Origin of the sequence: Cupriavidus alkaliphilus, from assembly GCF_014191175.1 — a bacterium.
GTDB classification, from domain to species: Bacteria; Pseudomonadota; Gammaproteobacteria; order Burkholderiales; family Burkholderiaceae; genus Cupriavidus; species Cupriavidus alkaliphilus.
Genome location: NZ_JACHWE010000011.1, coordinates 90224 through 104521 on the forward strand (window position 1 = coordinate 90224; position 14298 = coordinate 104521).

General features: G+C 69.4%; 15 protein-coding genes and 1 riboswitch. Of the genes, 4 read left to right on the forward strand and 11 right to left on the reverse strand.

Annotation, left to right across the window (positions count from 1 at the left end; genetic code table 11):
- Positions 1-52: 52 nt before the first annotated feature.
- A complete protein-coding gene (locus FHX60_RS26085; protein WP_183285066.1) occupies positions 53-925 on the reverse strand; it encodes an SDR family oxidoreductase in 873 nt (290 codons plus the stop codon).
- Between the two features lie 15 nt (positions 926-940).
- Here FHX60_RS26085 and FHX60_RS26090 point away from each other — a divergent pair, with 15 nt between their 5' ends.
- Complete coding sequence (locus FHX60_RS26090; RefSeq protein ID WP_183285067.1) at positions 941-2140, forward strand: class I SAM-dependent methyltransferase; 1200 nt, start codon at positions 941-943, stop codon at positions 2138-2140.
- A gap of 16 nt (positions 2141-2156) precedes the next feature.
- Entirely contained in the window at positions 2157-2351 is a 195-nt protein-coding gene (locus tag FHX60_RS26095; RefSeq protein ID WP_012351539.1) for a DUF2905 domain-containing protein, read from the forward strand.
- 27 nt (positions 2352-2378) lie between these two features.
- On the opposite strand, the gene FHX60_RS26100 is transcribed toward FHX60_RS26095, so the two are convergent.
- The 4 genes from FHX60_RS26100 to FHX60_RS26115 all read right to left on the reverse strand — a co-directional run bounded on the left by FHX60_RS26100 (position 2379) and on the right by FHX60_RS26115 (position 7689).
- Positions 2379-3626: a multifunctional CCA addition/repair protein gene (locus FHX60_RS26100; protein WP_183285068.1), complete on the reverse strand. Its 1248-nt coding sequence runs from the start codon at positions 3624-3626 to the stop codon at positions 2379-2381.
- Positions 3627-3682: 56 nt separating this feature from the next.
- The gene (locus FHX60_RS26105; protein WP_183285069.1) at positions 3683-4381 is read right to left on the reverse strand and encodes a glutathione S-transferase family protein; all 699 of its coding nucleotides are present in this window, start codon (positions 4379-4381) and stop codon (positions 3683-3685) included.
- Between the two features lie 199 nt (positions 4382-4580).
- Positions 4581-5603: a complex I NDUFA9 subunit family protein gene (locus tag FHX60_RS26110; RefSeq protein WP_183285070.1), complete on the reverse strand. Its 1023-nt coding sequence runs from the start codon at positions 5601-5603 to the stop codon at positions 4581-4583.
- A gap of 121 nt (positions 5604-5724) precedes the next feature.
- Complete coding sequence (locus tag FHX60_RS26115) at positions 5725-7689, reverse strand: lytic transglycosylase domain-containing protein (RefSeq protein ID WP_183285071.1); 1965 nt, start codon at positions 7687-7689, stop codon at positions 5725-5727.
- A gap of 103 nt (positions 7690-7792) precedes the next feature.
- Between FHX60_RS26115 and FHX60_RS26120 the strand changes: the two genes are divergently transcribed.
- Positions 7793-8371: a 5-formyltetrahydrofolate cyclo-ligase gene (locus tag FHX60_RS26120; protein ID WP_183285072.1), complete on the forward strand. Its 579-nt coding sequence runs from the start codon at positions 7793-7795 to the stop codon at positions 8369-8371.
- Here the strand turns inward: FHX60_RS26120 and FHX60_RS26125 are convergent.
- The 5 genes from FHX60_RS26125 to ahcY all read right to left on the reverse strand — a co-directional run bounded on the left by FHX60_RS26125 (position 8368) and on the right by ahcY (position 12443).
- Positions 8368-9126, reverse strand: coding sequence for a Mut7-C RNAse domain-containing protein (locus FHX60_RS26125; RefSeq protein ID WP_112777314.1), 759 nt, complete (start codon positions 9124-9126; stop codon positions 8368-8370). The genes FHX60_RS26120 and FHX60_RS26125 overlap by 4 nt on opposite strands.
- Before the next feature lie 218 nt (positions 9127-9344).
- Positions 9345-9704, reverse strand: a complete 360-nt coding sequence (locus FHX60_RS26130; protein WP_183285073.1) for a TfoX/Sxy family protein — start codon at positions 9702-9704, stop codon at positions 9345-9347.
- A gap of 17 nt (positions 9705-9721) precedes the next feature.
- Positions 9722-10552, reverse strand: coding sequence for a methylenetetrahydrofolate reductase [NAD(P)H] (metF, locus tag FHX60_RS26135; RefSeq protein ID WP_092317739.1), 831 nt, complete (start codon positions 10550-10552; stop codon positions 9722-9724).
- Positions 10553-10591: 39 nt separating this feature from the next.
- On the reverse strand, positions 10592-10942 hold the full coding sequence (locus FHX60_RS26140) for a phage holin family protein (RefSeq protein WP_012351530.1): 351 nt from the start codon (positions 10940-10942) through the stop codon (positions 10592-10594).
- An 82-nt stretch (positions 10943-11024) separates the two neighbouring features.
- Positions 11025-12443, reverse strand: a complete 1419-nt coding sequence (ahcY, locus tag FHX60_RS26145; RefSeq protein ID WP_183285074.1) for an adenosylhomocysteinase — start codon at positions 12441-12443, stop codon at positions 11025-11027.
- 121 nt (positions 12444-12564) lie between these two features.
- Positions 12565-12680: riboswitch (S-adenosyl-L-homocysteine riboswitch) on the reverse strand.
- A 58-nt stretch (positions 12681-12738) separates the two neighbouring features.
- Between ahcY and thiD the strand changes: the two genes are divergently transcribed.
- Positions 12739-13575 (forward strand): bifunctional hydroxymethylpyrimidine kinase/phosphomethylpyrimidine kinase, encoded by an 837-nt coding sequence (gene thiD, locus FHX60_RS26150; protein ID WP_183285075.1) that lies wholly within the window; start codon positions 12739-12741, stop codon positions 13573-13575.
- Between the two features lie 27 nt (positions 13576-13602).
- Here the strand turns inward: thiD and FHX60_RS26155 are convergent, their stop codons facing one another.
- Positions 13603-14052, reverse strand: a complete 450-nt coding sequence (locus FHX60_RS26155; RefSeq protein ID WP_018004680.1) for a PaaI family thioesterase — start codon at positions 14050-14052, stop codon at positions 13603-13605.
- Positions 14053-14298: the final 246 nt, after the last annotated feature.

A 14298-nucleotide genomic window follows, 5' to 3' on the forward strand; every position in this document is an offset into this window, starting at 1 on the left:
GGCAGTGTAAGACAGGGTTGCCGCGCCGGTCAGGCGCGGCCGATGATGCGGGTCATTCGGTCAGGAACATCACGTCGCGCGCCAGCGGCATCAGGTGCTGGCCGCCGTCGACGTACAGCGTGGTGCCGGTCACGGCGCGCGCCCGCGCCAGGTAGGCCACCGCCTGGGCGATGTCCTCGGGCGTGGAAGACTGGCCCAGCGGCGTCACGCGATGCGCGCGGCGGAAGCTCTGCTCCGACTGCTCGCCCGACACCAGCGTGATGCCGGGGGCCACGCCCACCACGCGCAGGCGCGGCGCCAGCGCCTGCGCCAGCTGCACCGTGGCGGTCTGCAGCGCGGCCTTGGAGAGCGTGTACGACAGGAAATCCGGGTTCAGGTTGTCGAGCTTCTGGTCGAGCAGGTTGATCACCACGCCGCGCGGCTCGGCGGCCTTGTTCGCGCCATCCGCGCCGGCGGCCGCGGCCAGCGCCTTGTGCAGTTCCCGCGCCAGCAGCAGCGGCGCGGCCACGTTAGTGCGCATATGCGTATCCAGCGACGCATACGAGAAGCTGGTCGCCACGTCGTACTGGAACAGCGAGGCATTGTTGACCAGGCAGGTCGGCACGCCCAGCGCGGCGGTGCAGTCGGCCACCAGCCGGCTGGTGGCGGCCTCGTCGGCCAGGTCGGCGCGCAGCACCGCGGCGCGGCGGCCGAGCGCGCGGAGCTGCGTGGCGAGGGCTTCGGCCTCGTCGACCGAGCGATGGCAGTGCACGGCCACGTCCCAGCCCTGCGCCGCGAGTTCCAGCGCGATGGCGCGGCCCAGGCGGCGCGCGCCGCCAGTCACGAGGGCCACGCCGCGGGCGGCGGCCTGGGCGGCCTTGTGGCCAGCCTTGTCGCCAGCCGTATCGTTGGCGGGTTGGCTGGCGGAAGTATCGGTTGCGGGCATTGCTACAATCGCAGGATGCAGAAAGCCGCTAGTTTACCCCTTCCCCCCGCCGACGCGCTGGCCGCTTCCGATACTCTTACGGCCCGTATTGGCGAATCGATCGATGCCGCCGGCGGCTGGATCGGCTTCGACCGCTACATGGCGCTGGCGCTGTACGCGCCCGGCCTGGGCTATTACAGCGGCGGCTCGGCCAAGTTCGGGCGCGATGCCCGCGACGGCAGCGACTTCATCACCGCCCCCGAGCTCAGCCCCTTCTTCGCCCGCACGCTGGCGCGCCAGTTCGCGCCGTTGCTGGCGCACGGGATGCCGCGCCTGCTGGAATTCGGCGCCGGCACCGGCCGGCTGGCGGCGGACCTGCTGCTGGGGCTGGAACAGGAAGGCCAGTTGCCCGACACCTATGCCATCGTCGAACTGTCGGGCGAGCTGCGCGCGCGCCAGCAGGACACGCTGGCCCGGCGCGCGCCGCACCTGGCGGAGCGCGTCACCTGGCTCGATACGCTGCCGGCCGCCTTCGACGGCGTGATCGTCGGCAATGAAGTGCTGGATGCGATGCCGGTGCAGCTGTATGCGCGCCGCGACGGCGGCTGGCATGAGCGCGGCGTGGCGCGCGCCGCGCCGCGGGCCGATGGCGGCGCGCCTGCGTTCCGCTTCGAGGACCGCCCGCTGGCCGATGCCGACGTGCCCGTGGCGCTGCGCGCCATCCCCGGCGACCATGACCTCGTCACCGAAACCCATGCCGAGGCCGAGGGCTTCACGCGCGCGGTCGGCGCCATGCTGGCGCGCGGCGCGGCCTTCTTCATCGACTACGGCTTCCCCGGCAGCGAGTACTACCACCCGCAGCGCGCCGGCGGCACGCTGATGTGCCACTACCGCCATCATGCGCACCCGGACCCGTTCCTGTATCCCGGCCTGCAGGACATCACCGCGCATGTGAACTTCAGCGGCATCGCGCACGCCGCGGCCGAGTCGGGGCTGACCGTGGCGGGCTTTGCCTCGCAGGCGCGCTTCCTGATGAACGCCGGCATCACCGACCTGCTGATGGCGCTGGACCCGTCCGACGCGCGCGCCTTCCTGCCGCAGGCCAATGCGGTGCAGAAGCTGCTGTCCGAGGCCGAGATGGGTGAGCTGTTCAAGGTGATCGCGCTCACGCGCGGGCTCGACGACACCGAGCCGCTGGCCGGTTTTGCCCGCGGCGACCGCTGCCACGCCTTGTAACGGCACCGGAGCCGCCATGCTGCGCTGGACCCTGACCATCTTCCTGAGCGTGATCATCCTGTCCGCTGCACTGCCGTGGCTGCAGAAGGTCGGGCTGGGCCGGCTGCCCGGCGACGTGCGCTTCCGCGTGTTCGGGCGCGAGTTCGTGCTGCCGTTCGCGTCGACGATCCTGATCTCGCTGATTGCGCTGGTGATCGGCAAGCTGCTGTAGGAGCTTCGGCCGCCTGCCAGGACCGGCTCACTCGCCCGGCTGCGCCCCGAGCCGCTGTGCCACCGCCGCGACCCGCGCGGCATGGACCCTGTCCTTGATCTGCGCCACGTCATCCGCGCAGGCGCGCGCGATCGCCCCCGCATCGACCGACGCCGCGGCCTCGCGCGCCGCCAGCAGGCGCGCGGCCTGCGGGTAGGCGTTGTGCTCCAAACCCTTGCGCCCGCGCTTGTCGGCCTCGCAGGCCTGCAGCGCCTGGGCGAAGCGCGCGGGCTTGCGCAGCGCGTCGCAGCGCTCCAGCAGCCGCACTACGGCGGCGGCGCCGAACTCCAGCGAGCGGTGGATGTTGCCGTGCTCGCGCGCCACCACTACCGCCAGGTCGCGGCACTCGTTGGGCACGCGCAAGCGCGCGCAGACCTCTTCCAGCAGCCTGACGCTGCGCAGCTCGTGGCCGATATGGCGCGGCAGCACGTCCGCGGGCGTGGTGCCCTTGCCCAGGTCATGCACCAGCGCGGCAAAGCGCACCGGCAGCGGTGCGTCCAGCGCGGCGGCGCAGTCGATCACCATCATCACGTGCACGCCGGTATCGACCTCGGGGTGGAAGTCGGCGCGCTGCGGCACGCCCCAAAGCCGCTCCAGCTCGGGCAGCAGCCGCGCCAGCGCACCGCATTCGCGCAGCACCTCGAACATGCGCGACGGCCGTGCCTCCATCAGCCCGCGCGCCAGCTCCTGCCACACGCGCTCGGGCACCAGCGCGTCGACCTCGCCCGCGGCGACCATCTCGCGCATCAGGCGCATGGTTTCGGCGGCGACGTTGAAGTCGTGGAAGCGCGCGGCAAAGCGCGCCAGCCGCAGGATGCGCACCGGGTCTTCGGCAAAGGCGTCGGAGACATGGCGGAACAGGCGCGCGGCCAGGTCGCGCTGGCCGCCGTGCGGATCGATCACGGGCCCGGTCAGGTTGCCGTCGGCATCCACCGCGCGCGCCATCGCGTTGATGGTCAGGTCGCGCCGGACCAGGTCGTCTTCCAGCGTGACGTCGGGCTCGCAGTAGAAGGCAAAGCCCTTGTAGCCCATCGCGGTCTTGCGCTCGGTACGCGCCAGCGCGTACTCCTCCTGCGTGCGCGGATGCAGGAACACCGGGAAATCCTTGCCGACCGGGCGGTAGCCGGCGGCTTCCATCTCGGCCGGGGTCGCGCCGACGACCACGTAGTCGCGGTCCTGGCTGGGCTTGCCCAGCAGTTCGTCGCGGATCGCGCCGCCCACGGCATACACCTGCATGGTTATGGCCTTTTCATGCGCCGGCACGGGGCAGCCGCCCGGTGCCGGCGTTCTGGCTAGTGGTTGACGATGATCGCATCGGCCCGGTCCGGGGCCAGGCGGTATGGCTCGTCGTCGGCCAGGAAGTCGCGTTCCTCGCGCGCGCCGGCAATCCATTGCTGCATCGCCGGCAGCCCCAGCACGAAATCGGCATAGGCCTTGGCGTCTTCGCGGTCGTCCGGCAGGTGGATGCCGTAGGTGGCGAAGCGGCTTACCACCGGCGCAAAGAACGCATCGGCGACGGTGAAGGTGCCGAACAGGAACGGCCCGCGCGCCGCATGCTGCTTGCGCAGCCCGTCCCAGATCGCGGCGATGCGCTCGACCTCGCGCTGCACCGCGACGTTCCAGCCGCGCCCGGGCAGCACCGCGGTCACGTTCATCGGCAACTGGCTGCGCACGTTGCCGAAACCCGAGTGCATCTCGGCGCAGACCGCGCGCGCCACCGCGCGCTCGGCGGGGTCGGCCGGCCACAGCTGCTGGCCGGGGAAGCGCTCGGCCACGTATTCGGAGATCGCCAGCGAATCCCACACGGTGACATCGCCGTCGACCAGCACCGGCACCTTGCCCGCGGGCGAGTAGCGGGCGATCTCGGCGGCGAAGCTGCCGGTGAACAGGCGCACCTGCACTTCCTCGAAATCAATGCCGGCCTGGCGCAGCAGCAGCCAGGGGCGCAGCGACCAGGAGGAATAGTTCTTGTTGCCGATGACGAGCTTCATCGTGAGGTCCTTGGGGGAGGAAACGGAGGGAGAGACGGCACGGACGCGGGCCGCGACCCATGCGCCGCGGCCCGCGGCACGGCGTGGCCGCAGAGCGCCGGACCAGTCATTTTGCCAGCGTGGCCGCCCGCGTCAAAGTGAATTGCGCTCGCAACCGATATGAAATCCGGTCACATAGGCCGCGCCGCCCGGTGGCGCCTCAGCGGTGCACGCTGGCGCGCATGTGGGTCAGCGCGGTATCGCGGTTGCGCCCCGACAGCGCGTCGGTCATGACGGCCTCCAGGTGCACGGGATGCAGGTTCAGTTCCGGCGCCAGCGGGCGCTCCAGCACATTGTCGAGCTGCATCGAATCCAGGTTGTCGCGCGACAGCAGCGGTTCGCCCGGCATATGCTCCATGACCGCGGCCTGCACCCGCGCCAGCGCATCGGGCAGCGCGATTACCGGGCGCGGATGGCCCGAGGCGCGCCCGGCAAAGCGCACCAGCTCCTCCAGCGTATAGACCTGCGGCCCGCCCAGCTCATAGCCGTGGCCGATGGTGGCCGGGTTCACCATGGCGTTCAGGTAGGCCTGCACCACGTCCTGCACGAATACCGGCTGGAAGCGCGCATGCGCGCACGCCAGCGGCACTACCGGCGCCAGCTGCTGCATGTGGGCGAACAGGTTGAGGAAATGGTCATCGGGGCCGAACACCACCGAGGGCCGGAAGATGGTCCAGTCGAGCCCGCTGGCGCGCACGATGCGCTCGCCGTCGCCCTTGCTGCGCAGGTACATCGACGGCCCCTTGCTGTCGGCGCCGAGCGCGCTCATATGCAACAGCCGGCGCACGCCGGTGGACAGGCATGACGCCACGATCTGCCGCACCAGCTCCACATGCGCGCTGGCAAAGGCTTCGCCGTAGGGCTCGGCGCGCTCGCCGTGCAGCACGCCTACCAGGTTGACGACGATGCCGTCGACGCCGAGCGAACCGATCGCGTCGTCGAGCGCGGCATTGTCGGCCAGGCCCAGTTCCACCACCTCGACGCGCGGCAGCAGCAGCAGGTGCTGCGCATGCTCGACATTGCGCGTGCCGACCACGATGCGCTCAGGGGCGATGGGGGAATCGGGATTGGCGCCGGGTTCCAGCGGCGCGCCCGAGGCCGAGGCGGCGCCGGCCAGGCGCGAGACGAGATGGCTGCCGATAAAGCCGGCGCCACCGATGACGAGGACGTTGCTGGTCTGCATGTTGCCTCCGTGCCAGGAAAGAAGCACGCCGCGGCACCCGCCAGCCCGGGCCCGCGGCACTATGCCGGCAGGCCCGTCTTGCCCGCCCTATGCCGGAGCAGGCGGACCAGAACAGACGACTTCAGGGCAGGCTGGTGGTGGTCACCGCCGACGGCGCGACCGTGCCCAGGCGCGATTTCAGCGACTGCGGCCGGCCACTCATCAATGCAGCATAGTACGTGGCGTTGGAAAGCACATTCTTCACATAGCCGCGCGTTTCATTGAACGGGATGGTCTCTGCAAAGATCGCGCCTTCCACCGGCCGCGCCAGCGTGCTGCGCCAGGCCTTGGGCCGGCCCGGGCCGGCGTTGTACGCGGCCGAGGCGAGCGTCCACGAGCTGTCCAGGTCGGTCAGCACCATGTTCAGGTAATTGGTGCCGAGCTGGATGTTGATGGTGGGATCGCCCATCATCGACGGCGAAAAGTCGCTCATGCCGATCTTGCGCGCCACGTATTTTGCTGTCGCGGGCATCACCTGCATCAGCCCATGCGCCCCCGCCGACGAGCGCGCATTCATGATGAAGCGCGACTCCTGGCGGATCAGGCCGTACACCCATGCCATGTCGAGGCCGACCTCGTCGGTGGCGCGCTGCATGATGTCGCGGTACGGCATCAGGAAGCGCAACGCGAAGTCATGCTCGTTGCGGGTGCGGTCGGCCGAGTTGACGGTGCGGTCGAGCAGCTCGAGGCGGCGCGCATATTCGGCCGCGGCCAGCAGCTCGCGGTCGCTCATGTTGCGCAGCTCCCAGTTCCACTCGCGGTTGCCCTCGAAGCGCAGGTTCATGGCATAGAACTTCTGCGCGCGCTGAAAACCGGGGCGCGCGCGCATTGCCATGGCCTCGGCGTCGCTGACGGTGGTGCGCGGCGGCAGCGTGATGCGGTTGCCCAGTTCCTCGCTGGCCAGCTGGCCGTAGAAATTGAACTGGCCGGCAATCTGCTGGAAGTTCTGCTGGGCCTCGGTGTCGCGGCCGTCGACCTTGAGCGCGCGGCCGTACCAGTAGGTCCAGGCCGGGTCCTTGGCGCGCAGCTCCGGGCGCATCAGCTCGACCGCCTGGCGCACCTGCTTCCAGTCGCCCTGGCGCAGCGCGGCGCGCACGCGCCATTCCTGGGTGTCGTCGGAGAGCCACTGGTTGCCGCCCAGGTCCATCTGGCGGCGGTAGTAGCCGGCCGCCTCGGGCAGCAGCTTCCTGGCGGCGAACTGGCCGATCACACCCCACGCCGCGCCCTGCTCGTCGCGCGACAGCGTGCCCTGGGCCGTGGCCAGGTAGGCCGCCGCCTGCGACGGGTCGGAGCGCGCCATCTTGACGATGGTGGCCAGGGTGTCGCCGTCGGCGCGCGCCTCAGGTCGCGCATCAGGCAACAGCGCGGCGATCTTGCCGGCCAGCGTGACGTAGTTCTGCTCCAGCGCCAGGCGCGCCTGGAAGGCCACGTCGCTGCGCTGGATCTGCTGGCTCTGGACGAGGTAGCCGATCAGGTCGACGCAGCCTTCGCCGTAGTACCTGGGATCGCTCAGCACGGCGCGCGCGTCGGCCGCCACGTTCTGGCCCTTGAGCGCGCGCGACAGCAGCGCATAGCACTCGACCTGGGTATCGTCCTTGAGCGCGAACTGCGGGTATTCGACATCGAAGTTGGCCCAGTCGCGCTTCTTGCCCAGCACCAGCAGCCAGTCATTGCGCATGCGGTCGGCAATCGCGTCGCCCTTGTAGCGCTGCAGGAACACGCGCACCTGGTCGTCCGGCGCATCGATGCGGGCCAGGCCGCTGGCGTCGAACAGCTGCGGCTTGATGCGGAAGTACTCGACATAGGACGGAACCGGGTAGTCCACCAGCGTGGCCGAGATCGCGTAGGCGCGTTCCACGTCGTTCTTGCGCGCGGCTTCGCGCAGCGCGGTGAAGGCCTCGTCGGGATCGCTGGGGATCACCGTCGACGGCGCGCGCGTGACCGCCTGCGGGCGCTTCTGCGCGTGGACGGGCGTGACAAGCAATGCACATGCGAGCGCGATCCAGGCGGCCCGCCCTGCACGCTGCAGATATACTCCCTTCAGCATTCTTCTTCCTTGTCGATGACGGCGGCGCCCGCGCCTGCACCGTGTGCCGAAAACCGCGGCGCCGCCGTCCGTGTTGGTTCGGACGAGGGCATTATCCCACGCCATGTCTTCCACTCCTGCGACTAGCTCCATCCCTGCCGGCGACCGCCGCGCGCTGCGCGCGCAGCTGCTGGCGCAGCGCGCCGCGCTGCCCGCGCGCGCCGCGGCCGATGCCCGCATCGCCGCCGCGCTGTCCGAACTGCTGGCCGGCCTGGCGGTGCGCTGCCTGGGTTTCTACTGGCCGATCCAGCAAGAGTTCGACGCGCGCGCCGCGGTGGCGCAGTGGCTCGCCGCCGTGCCCGGCCGCCATGCCGCGCTGCCCGCGGTCAGCCGCCCCGGCACGCCGCTGGATTTCCACCTGTGGACGCCGGATACGCCCATGGCCACCGGCCACTACGGCATCCCGGTGCCCGACGGCACCGAGGCCGCCATGCCGGATGCGCTGATCATTCCCTGTGTCGGTTTCAGCCCGGACAAGTTCCGCCTGGGCTACGGCGGTGGATTCTACGACCGCACCCTGGCGGCGATGGCGCAGCGGCCGGTGGCCATCGGCGTCGGCTACGACGCCTGCCGCATTTCTCTGCAGGCGCAGCCGCACGACATCGCCATGGACTGGATCGTGACGGAGTCGGGCGCGTTCTAGCCCGGAGCGGTCCCGGCGCCCTGCACCAGCTCATCGACCAGCGCGCGCATGCAGCGCCAGTGCGAGCCTTCCCAGAACACCCGCCGGCAGCGGTCGCAGGTGACGAAGCTGCGATGCCGCGCGAGCACGCCGTCCGGCACGCGCCCGGCCGCACCGGCGGGATCCAGCGCGTGCAACGGCGCATTGCAGTCCAGGCACAATGAAAACGGCCGGGCGCTGCGCGCCAGGTCCAGCCGCGCGAAGATCTCGCGCACCTGCTGGCGCGACTTGAGCGCGCGCACATAGCAGCCGTGCGTGATGCCGCGCCGCTTGAGCAGCTCGCGGTCGCGCGTCAGCACGATGCGGCCCTCGTCGACCGCGATGCGCTCGATCTCGCTGTCTTCGAAATGGTTGTCGTAGAGCGTGTCGAAGCCGGTCATGCGCAGCAGATGCGCCAGCCCGCCCAGGTGGGCGTCGGCAACAAAGCGCATCACGCGCAGCGGCTGCTCGCGTACCCGCAGCAGCGGGGACACGTCGATGCGTTCGAACTTGGGATAGACCGCGACCCGGTCGCCCTCGCACAGCTGCCGGTCGAATCCGCATGATTCGCCGTTGACCAGGATCAGCTCGACCTCGGTATGCGGCACGCCCAGCGCCTCGATCATGTGCTTGACGGTCGCGGCGCGCGCGCACGCGCAGGACAGGTCGCGCCGGCGCTGGTCCGGCGCGAGGAAGTCGTTCAGTTCCTCGTAGAAGCGGAAGGTGGCGGTGACCATGGGGCGAGTATGGCACCGATTGTGGCGGGCGTGGTCTGCAGCTACGTCTGCGCAGGAAGCTGGCTTCCGGCCCTTGCAGCAAGCTCCCCTCGCCCGCTTGCGGGAGAGGGGTGGGGGAGAGGGCCGGCGCCTGACGCAGCCGACATCGTTTCACTTCGTAGAAGCTCCTGCCCTCTCCCCCGACCCCTCTCCCGCGCGCGGGAGAGGGGAGCAAACAGTCAGCCCGCATTCCCCAGCCGCAGCGCCGCCTCCACCGCGAGCTTCGCCCACGGCGTCATCGCCGCCGGCGATTCCAGTGCGGCGGGCGGCAGGCTGAGGTAGTGGCGCATGGTGACCTCGCGCCTGGCGGACTGGTAGCGGAAGGGCTCGCTGCCCTCGGCGTCGAACTTGCCGCGCGTGGTGTCATCCGCTTTCAGGTAGCAGGTACCGCCCGACACCAGCGCGAACATCAGCCCGTCATAGAAGAGGCCGTGGCCACCAAACATCCTCTTGGCCGTCACCGGCCCGATGCGCGCCGCCAGCGGCCCCATCGGCTCGAGCAAATGTTCGATGAAGGGATCGGGGCGACGTGTGGCCATCAGCGCGGTCCCGGCGCTTACAGCTTCAGCCGTTGCCAGATCGCCTTGGTCGCACCGGCCGCGTTGAGCGTATAGAAATGCAGCCCCGGCACGCCCGCGGCCAGCAGCCGCTCGCACAGCGCCGTGACCACATCCAGCCCGAAGGCGCGGATCGATTCGCGGTCGTCGCCGAAGCTCTCCAGGCGCTTGGCCACCCAGCGCGGCACTTCGGCGCCGCACATCTCGGAGAAGCGCATCAGCTGCGAGTAGTTGGTGATCGGCATGATGCCCGGCACGATCGGCACCTCGACGCCGAGCGCGCGCACATCGTCGACAAAGCGGAAGTACGCGTCGGCGTTGTAGAAGTACTGCGTGATCGCCGAGTCGGCCCCGGCCCTGACCTTCCGCACGAAGTTGTCGAGGTCATGGCGCGGCGACTTCGCCTGCGGGTGGTACTCCGGGTATGCCGCGACTTCGATATTGAACCAGTCGCCGGTCTCGGCGCGGATGAACTCGACCAGTTCGTTGGCGTAGCGGAACTCGCCAATCTCGCCCATGCCCGACGGCATGTCGCCGCGCAGCGCGACGATATGGCGGATGCCGCCTTCGCGGTACTGCTGCAGGATTGCGCGGATGCTCTCGCGCGACGAGCCCACGCATGACAGGTGCGGCGCGGCCTCGATGCCTTCGCGCTGGATTTCCAGCACGGCGTCGAGCGTGCCCTGCTGCGTGGTGCCGCCGGCGCCGAACGTCACCGAGATGTACTTGGGCTTGAGCGGTGCCAGCTGCGCACGCGTGTTGCGCAGCTTCTCCGTGCCCTCCGCCGTCTTGGGCGGGAAGAATTCAAAGCTGAAGTAGCGGTCTTGCATGATGGTGGCGCGCCGCGTTGTCACGGCGCGCGAATAGGGTCAGTCGTCGCGGTTGCCCAGCAGCAGGCTGGCCAGCAGCCACGAGATCACGCTGTACAGGATGGAGCCCAGCAAGGCCGCCCAGAAGCCGCCGACGGTAAAGCCCGACAGCAGGTTGCCGACAAACAGGAACAGCAGCGCGTTGATGACGAAGATAAACAGCCCCAGCGTCAGCAGCGTGACCGGCAGGGTCAGGATCACCAGGATCGGACGGATCAGCGTATTGACCAGGCCCAGCACCAGCGCCGCCAGCATCGCCGAGCCGAAGCTCTTGATGTGGATCGACGGGATGATGTAGGGCAAGACGAACAGCGCGACGGCGTTGATGATCCAGACGACCAGTAATCTCATGACGGTTCCTTGGTTGGCTTCCCTGCGGGATGGCTCCCCTCCCCCGCAAGCGGGAGAGGGCGTGGCTACCTCACTGCGCGCATCAATAGCGGTAGTGATCCGCCTTGTACGGGCCTTCCTTCTTCACGCCGATGTAAGCGGCCTGCTGCTCGGTCAGCTCGGTCAGCTGCGCGTTCAGCTTGCGCAGCTGCAGGCGCGCGACCTTCTCGTCCAGGTGCTTGGGCAGCGTGTAGACGCCGACCGGGTACTTGCCGCTGTCGCGCTCCTGCCAGAGCTCGATCTGCGCGATGGTCTGGTTGGCGAACGAGCTGCTCATCACGTACGACGGGTGGCCGGTGGCGCAGCCCAGGTTCACCAGGCGGCCCTTGGCCAGGATGATCAGCTTCTTGCCGTCGGGGAACTTGACGTGGTCGACCTGCGGCTTGATCTCGTCCCACTCGTACTTCTCGATCGAGGCGATGTCGATCTCGTTGTCGAAGTGGCCGATGTTGCAGACGATGGCCTGGTCCTTCATCCGGGCCATGTGGTCATGGGTGATGACGTGGTAGTTGCCGGTGCAGGTGACGAAGATATCGCCATGCTCGGCGGCGTAGTCCATGGTGACCACGCGGTAGCCTTCCATCGCGGCCTGCAGCGCGCAGATCGGGTCGATCTCGGTCACCCACACCTGCGCCGACAGCGCGCGCAGCGCCTGCGCGCTGCCCTTGCCCACGTCGCCGTAGCCGGCGACCACGGCGATCTTGCCGGCGATCATCACGTCGGTGGCGCGCTTGATGCCGTCGACCAGCGATTCGCGGCAGCCGTACAGGTTGTCGAACTTGCTCTTGGTGACCGAGTCGTTGACGTTGATCGCGGGGAAGCGCAGCTCGCCCTTCTGCGCCATCTGGTACAGGCGGTGCACGCCGGTGGTGGTTTCCTCGGTCACGCCGCGGATGGCTTCCAGGTTGCGGCTGTACCAGCTGGGGTCGCGGGCCAGCTTTTCCTTGATCGCGGCGAACAGGTAGGTTTCTTCCTCGCTGCCCGGATTGGCGATCACCGCAGCGTCCTTCTCGGCGCGCGCGCCCAGGTGCAGCAGCAGCGTGGCGTCGCCGCCGTCGTCGAGGATCATGTTGGGGGTGCCGCCGTCGGCCCAGTCGAAGATGCGGTGCGTGAAGTCCCAGTACTCCTTCAGCGATTCGCCCTTGAACGCAAACACCGGGGTGCCGCCCGCGGCGATCGCGGCGGCGGCGTGGTCCTGCGTCGAGAAGATATTGCACGAGGCCCAGCGCACGTCGGCGCCCAGCGCCTTGAGCGTCTCGATCAGCACGGCGGTCTGGATCGTCATGTGCAGCGAGCCGGCAATGCGCGCGCCCTTGAGCGGCTGCGCGGCGGCGAACTCGTCGCGGATCGCCATCAGGCCGGGCATCTCGGTCTCGGCAATGGCGATTTCCTTGCGGCCCCAGCCTGCCAGGTTGATGTCGGCGACGAGGTAGTCGTGCTTCAGGTCGGTCACAGCGTTCATGTTTCACTCCCGGTGAAGAGTGGCACGCAGGTGACGAGTACGGGAAACTGGCGGCCGTGCATGGCGCTCGGGCTCATGCGAAGCACGCGGATAGGTCGACTCGCCTCCGTGCGAAACCACGGATCAGCGAGCGCCGTTGAAGACAGTCCGAGCCTGGCGGATGGCAGGGGCGGGTGTGCCGCCGGCCGCGCGATGTGCCTCGCGGGGCCTCCATCCGTTGCAACGCTCCTCGGAGTGGCGGTATTGTAGCGTGCCCGGACGCCTTGCGCACCGGCCCCCTCCGATTCCTGCACAGATGATTCCAACGCCACCCCGCACCCTGACCATCGCCGGCTCCGACTCCGGCGGCGGCGCCGGCATCCAGGCCGACCTGAAGACCTTTTCCGCGCTGGGCTGCTTCGGCATGAGCGCCATCACCGCGATCACCGCGCAAAACACGCTGGGCGTGACCGGCGTGCATGCGATCCCGGCCGACATGGTGGCCGCGCAGATCGACGCGGTGGCCTGCGATATCGGCGTGGACGCCGCCAAGACCGGCATGCTGGGCACCGCCGCCATCGTCGAGGCCGTGGCCGCGGCGGCGGACCGGCACGGCCTGCGCAAGCTGGTGGTGGACCCGGTGATGATCTCGACCTCGGGCGCGACACTGTCCGACGATGCCACCACGCAGGCCATGGTGCAGCTGCTGTTCCCGCGCGCGCTGCTGGTCACGCCCAACCTGCCCGAGGCCTCCTACCTGCTGGGCCGCAGGATCGCGCGCCGCGCCGACATGGAACAGGCCGCCGCCGACCTGATCGCGCTGGGCTGCCCGGCCGTGCTGCTCAAGGGTGGCCATCTGGAAGACGATGGCGCGGCGGGCCTCGCCGGCGGGCTGGACGACATGCTGATGCTGAAGGACGGCACCGTGCGCGTGTTCACGCACCCGCGTGTCGAGACCCGCAACCTGCACGGCACCGGCTGCACGCTGGCGGCGGCGATCGCGTCGCAGCTGGCGCGCGGCGAGGCGCTGGAAGCGGCCGTCGGAACCGCGCTGGACTATGTGGCGCAGGCCATCGCGGCCGGCGCAGGCTTGCGGCTGGGCGGCGGCAACGGTCCGCTGAACCACGCCTTCGCGCCGCGCGCGTTGGGCTGAGCGGCCTGGCCCGCGTGCCCGTGGCGCCTAGTTGCCGCCGCTGGACAACGGCACCAGCTTGAACGCGGCGCGCGCCACGCACACCACGTTGCCGTCGGCATCCTTCACTTCCCCCTCGCAGAACGCAATGCGCGCACCGCGGCGCAGGCAGCGCGCTTCCAGCGTCAGCTCGCCGCGCGCGGCGGCGAGGAAGTGGGTCGACATGTCGATGGTGATCACGCCGGTTTCCGTCGGCGCGTGCGAGCGCGCGGCGCCGCTCAGGGTGAAGTCCAGCGTCGCCATCAGCGTGCCGCCATGCACGTCGCCGCGGCTGTTCACCAGCTGCGGATGCGCCGGCAGGCGCGTGCGGCAGTAGCCCTCTTCGATCAGCTCCGGCTGCAGCCCGAAATAGCGCATCAGCGGCACGTCAATGCCGAAATAGGGCTTTTCAGGCGTGCCGGGGGCGGCTGGGATGATGGCGGGAAGCTGGGTCGACATGGTGGGCACGGCTGGGTGGTTGGCAGGGAATACTGCCCGACATCATAGCGGCGAGGTCCGCTCCGGCTTCAGCGTCCGGGCGAATGTCGCACAAATCTTGTCAATGGAATTAGCCATCGCTCGCACCGTGGGAAGCAAGCTCCCCTCTCCCGCGAAGTGGGAGAGGGGCGGGGGAGAGGGCCGGAGCCTCAACGAAGTCAAGGGCGTCGGTATGCCAGCGCCTGCCCTCTCCCCCGGCCCCTCTCC

Coding starts and splice junctions, on each gene's coding strand:
- FHX60_RS26085 (WP_183285066.1), bottom strand. CDS start 925: ATGCCCGCAACCGATACTTCCGCCAGCCAACCCGCCAACGATACGGCT.
- FHX60_RS26090 (WP_183285067.1), top strand. CDS start 941: ATGCAGAAAGCCGCTAGTTTACCCCTTCCCCCCGCCGACGCGCTGGCC.
- FHX60_RS26095 (WP_012351539.1), top strand. CDS start 2,157: ATGCTGCGCTGGACCCTGACCATCTTCCTGAGCGTGATCATCCTGTCC.
- FHX60_RS26100 (WP_183285068.1), bottom strand. CDS start 3,626: ATGCAGGTGTATGCCGTGGGCGGCGCGATCCGCGACGAACTGCTGGGC.
- FHX60_RS26105 (WP_183285069.1), bottom strand. CDS start 4,381: ATGAAGCTCGTCATCGGCAACAAGAACTATTCCTCCTGGTCGCTGCGC.
- FHX60_RS26110 (WP_183285070.1), bottom strand. CDS start 5,603: ATGCAGACCAGCAACGTCCTCGTCATCGGTGGCGCCGGCTTTATCGGC.
- FHX60_RS26115 (WP_183285071.1), bottom strand. CDS start 7,689: ATGCTGAAGGGAGTATATCTGCAGCGTGCAGGGCGGGCCGCCTGGATC.
- FHX60_RS26120 (WP_183285072.1), top strand. CDS start 7,793: ATGTCTTCCACTCCTGCGACTAGCTCCATCCCTGCCGGCGACCGCCGC.
- FHX60_RS26125 (WP_112777314.1), bottom strand. CDS start 9,126: ATGGTCACCGCCACCTTCCGCTTCTACGAGGAACTGAACGACTTCCTC.
- FHX60_RS26130 (WP_183285073.1), bottom strand. CDS start 9,704: ATGGCCACACGTCGCCCCGATCCCTTCATCGAACATTTGCTCGAGCCG.
- metF (WP_092317739.1), bottom strand. CDS start 10,552: ATGCAAGACCGCTACTTCAGCTTTGAATTCTTCCCGCCCAAGACGGCG.
- FHX60_RS26140 (WP_012351530.1), bottom strand. CDS start 10,942: ATGAGATTACTGGTCGTCTGGATCATCAACGCCGTCGCGCTGTTCGTC.
- ahcY (WP_183285074.1), bottom strand. CDS start 12,443: ATGAACGCTGTGACCGACCTGAAGCACGACTACCTCGTCGCCGACATC.
- thiD (WP_183285075.1), top strand. CDS start 12,739: ATGATTCCAACGCCACCCCGCACCCTGACCATCGCCGGCTCCGACTCC.
- FHX60_RS26155 (WP_018004680.1), bottom strand. CDS start 14,052: ATGTCGACCCAGCTTCCCGCCATCATCCCAGCCGCCCCCGGCACGCCT.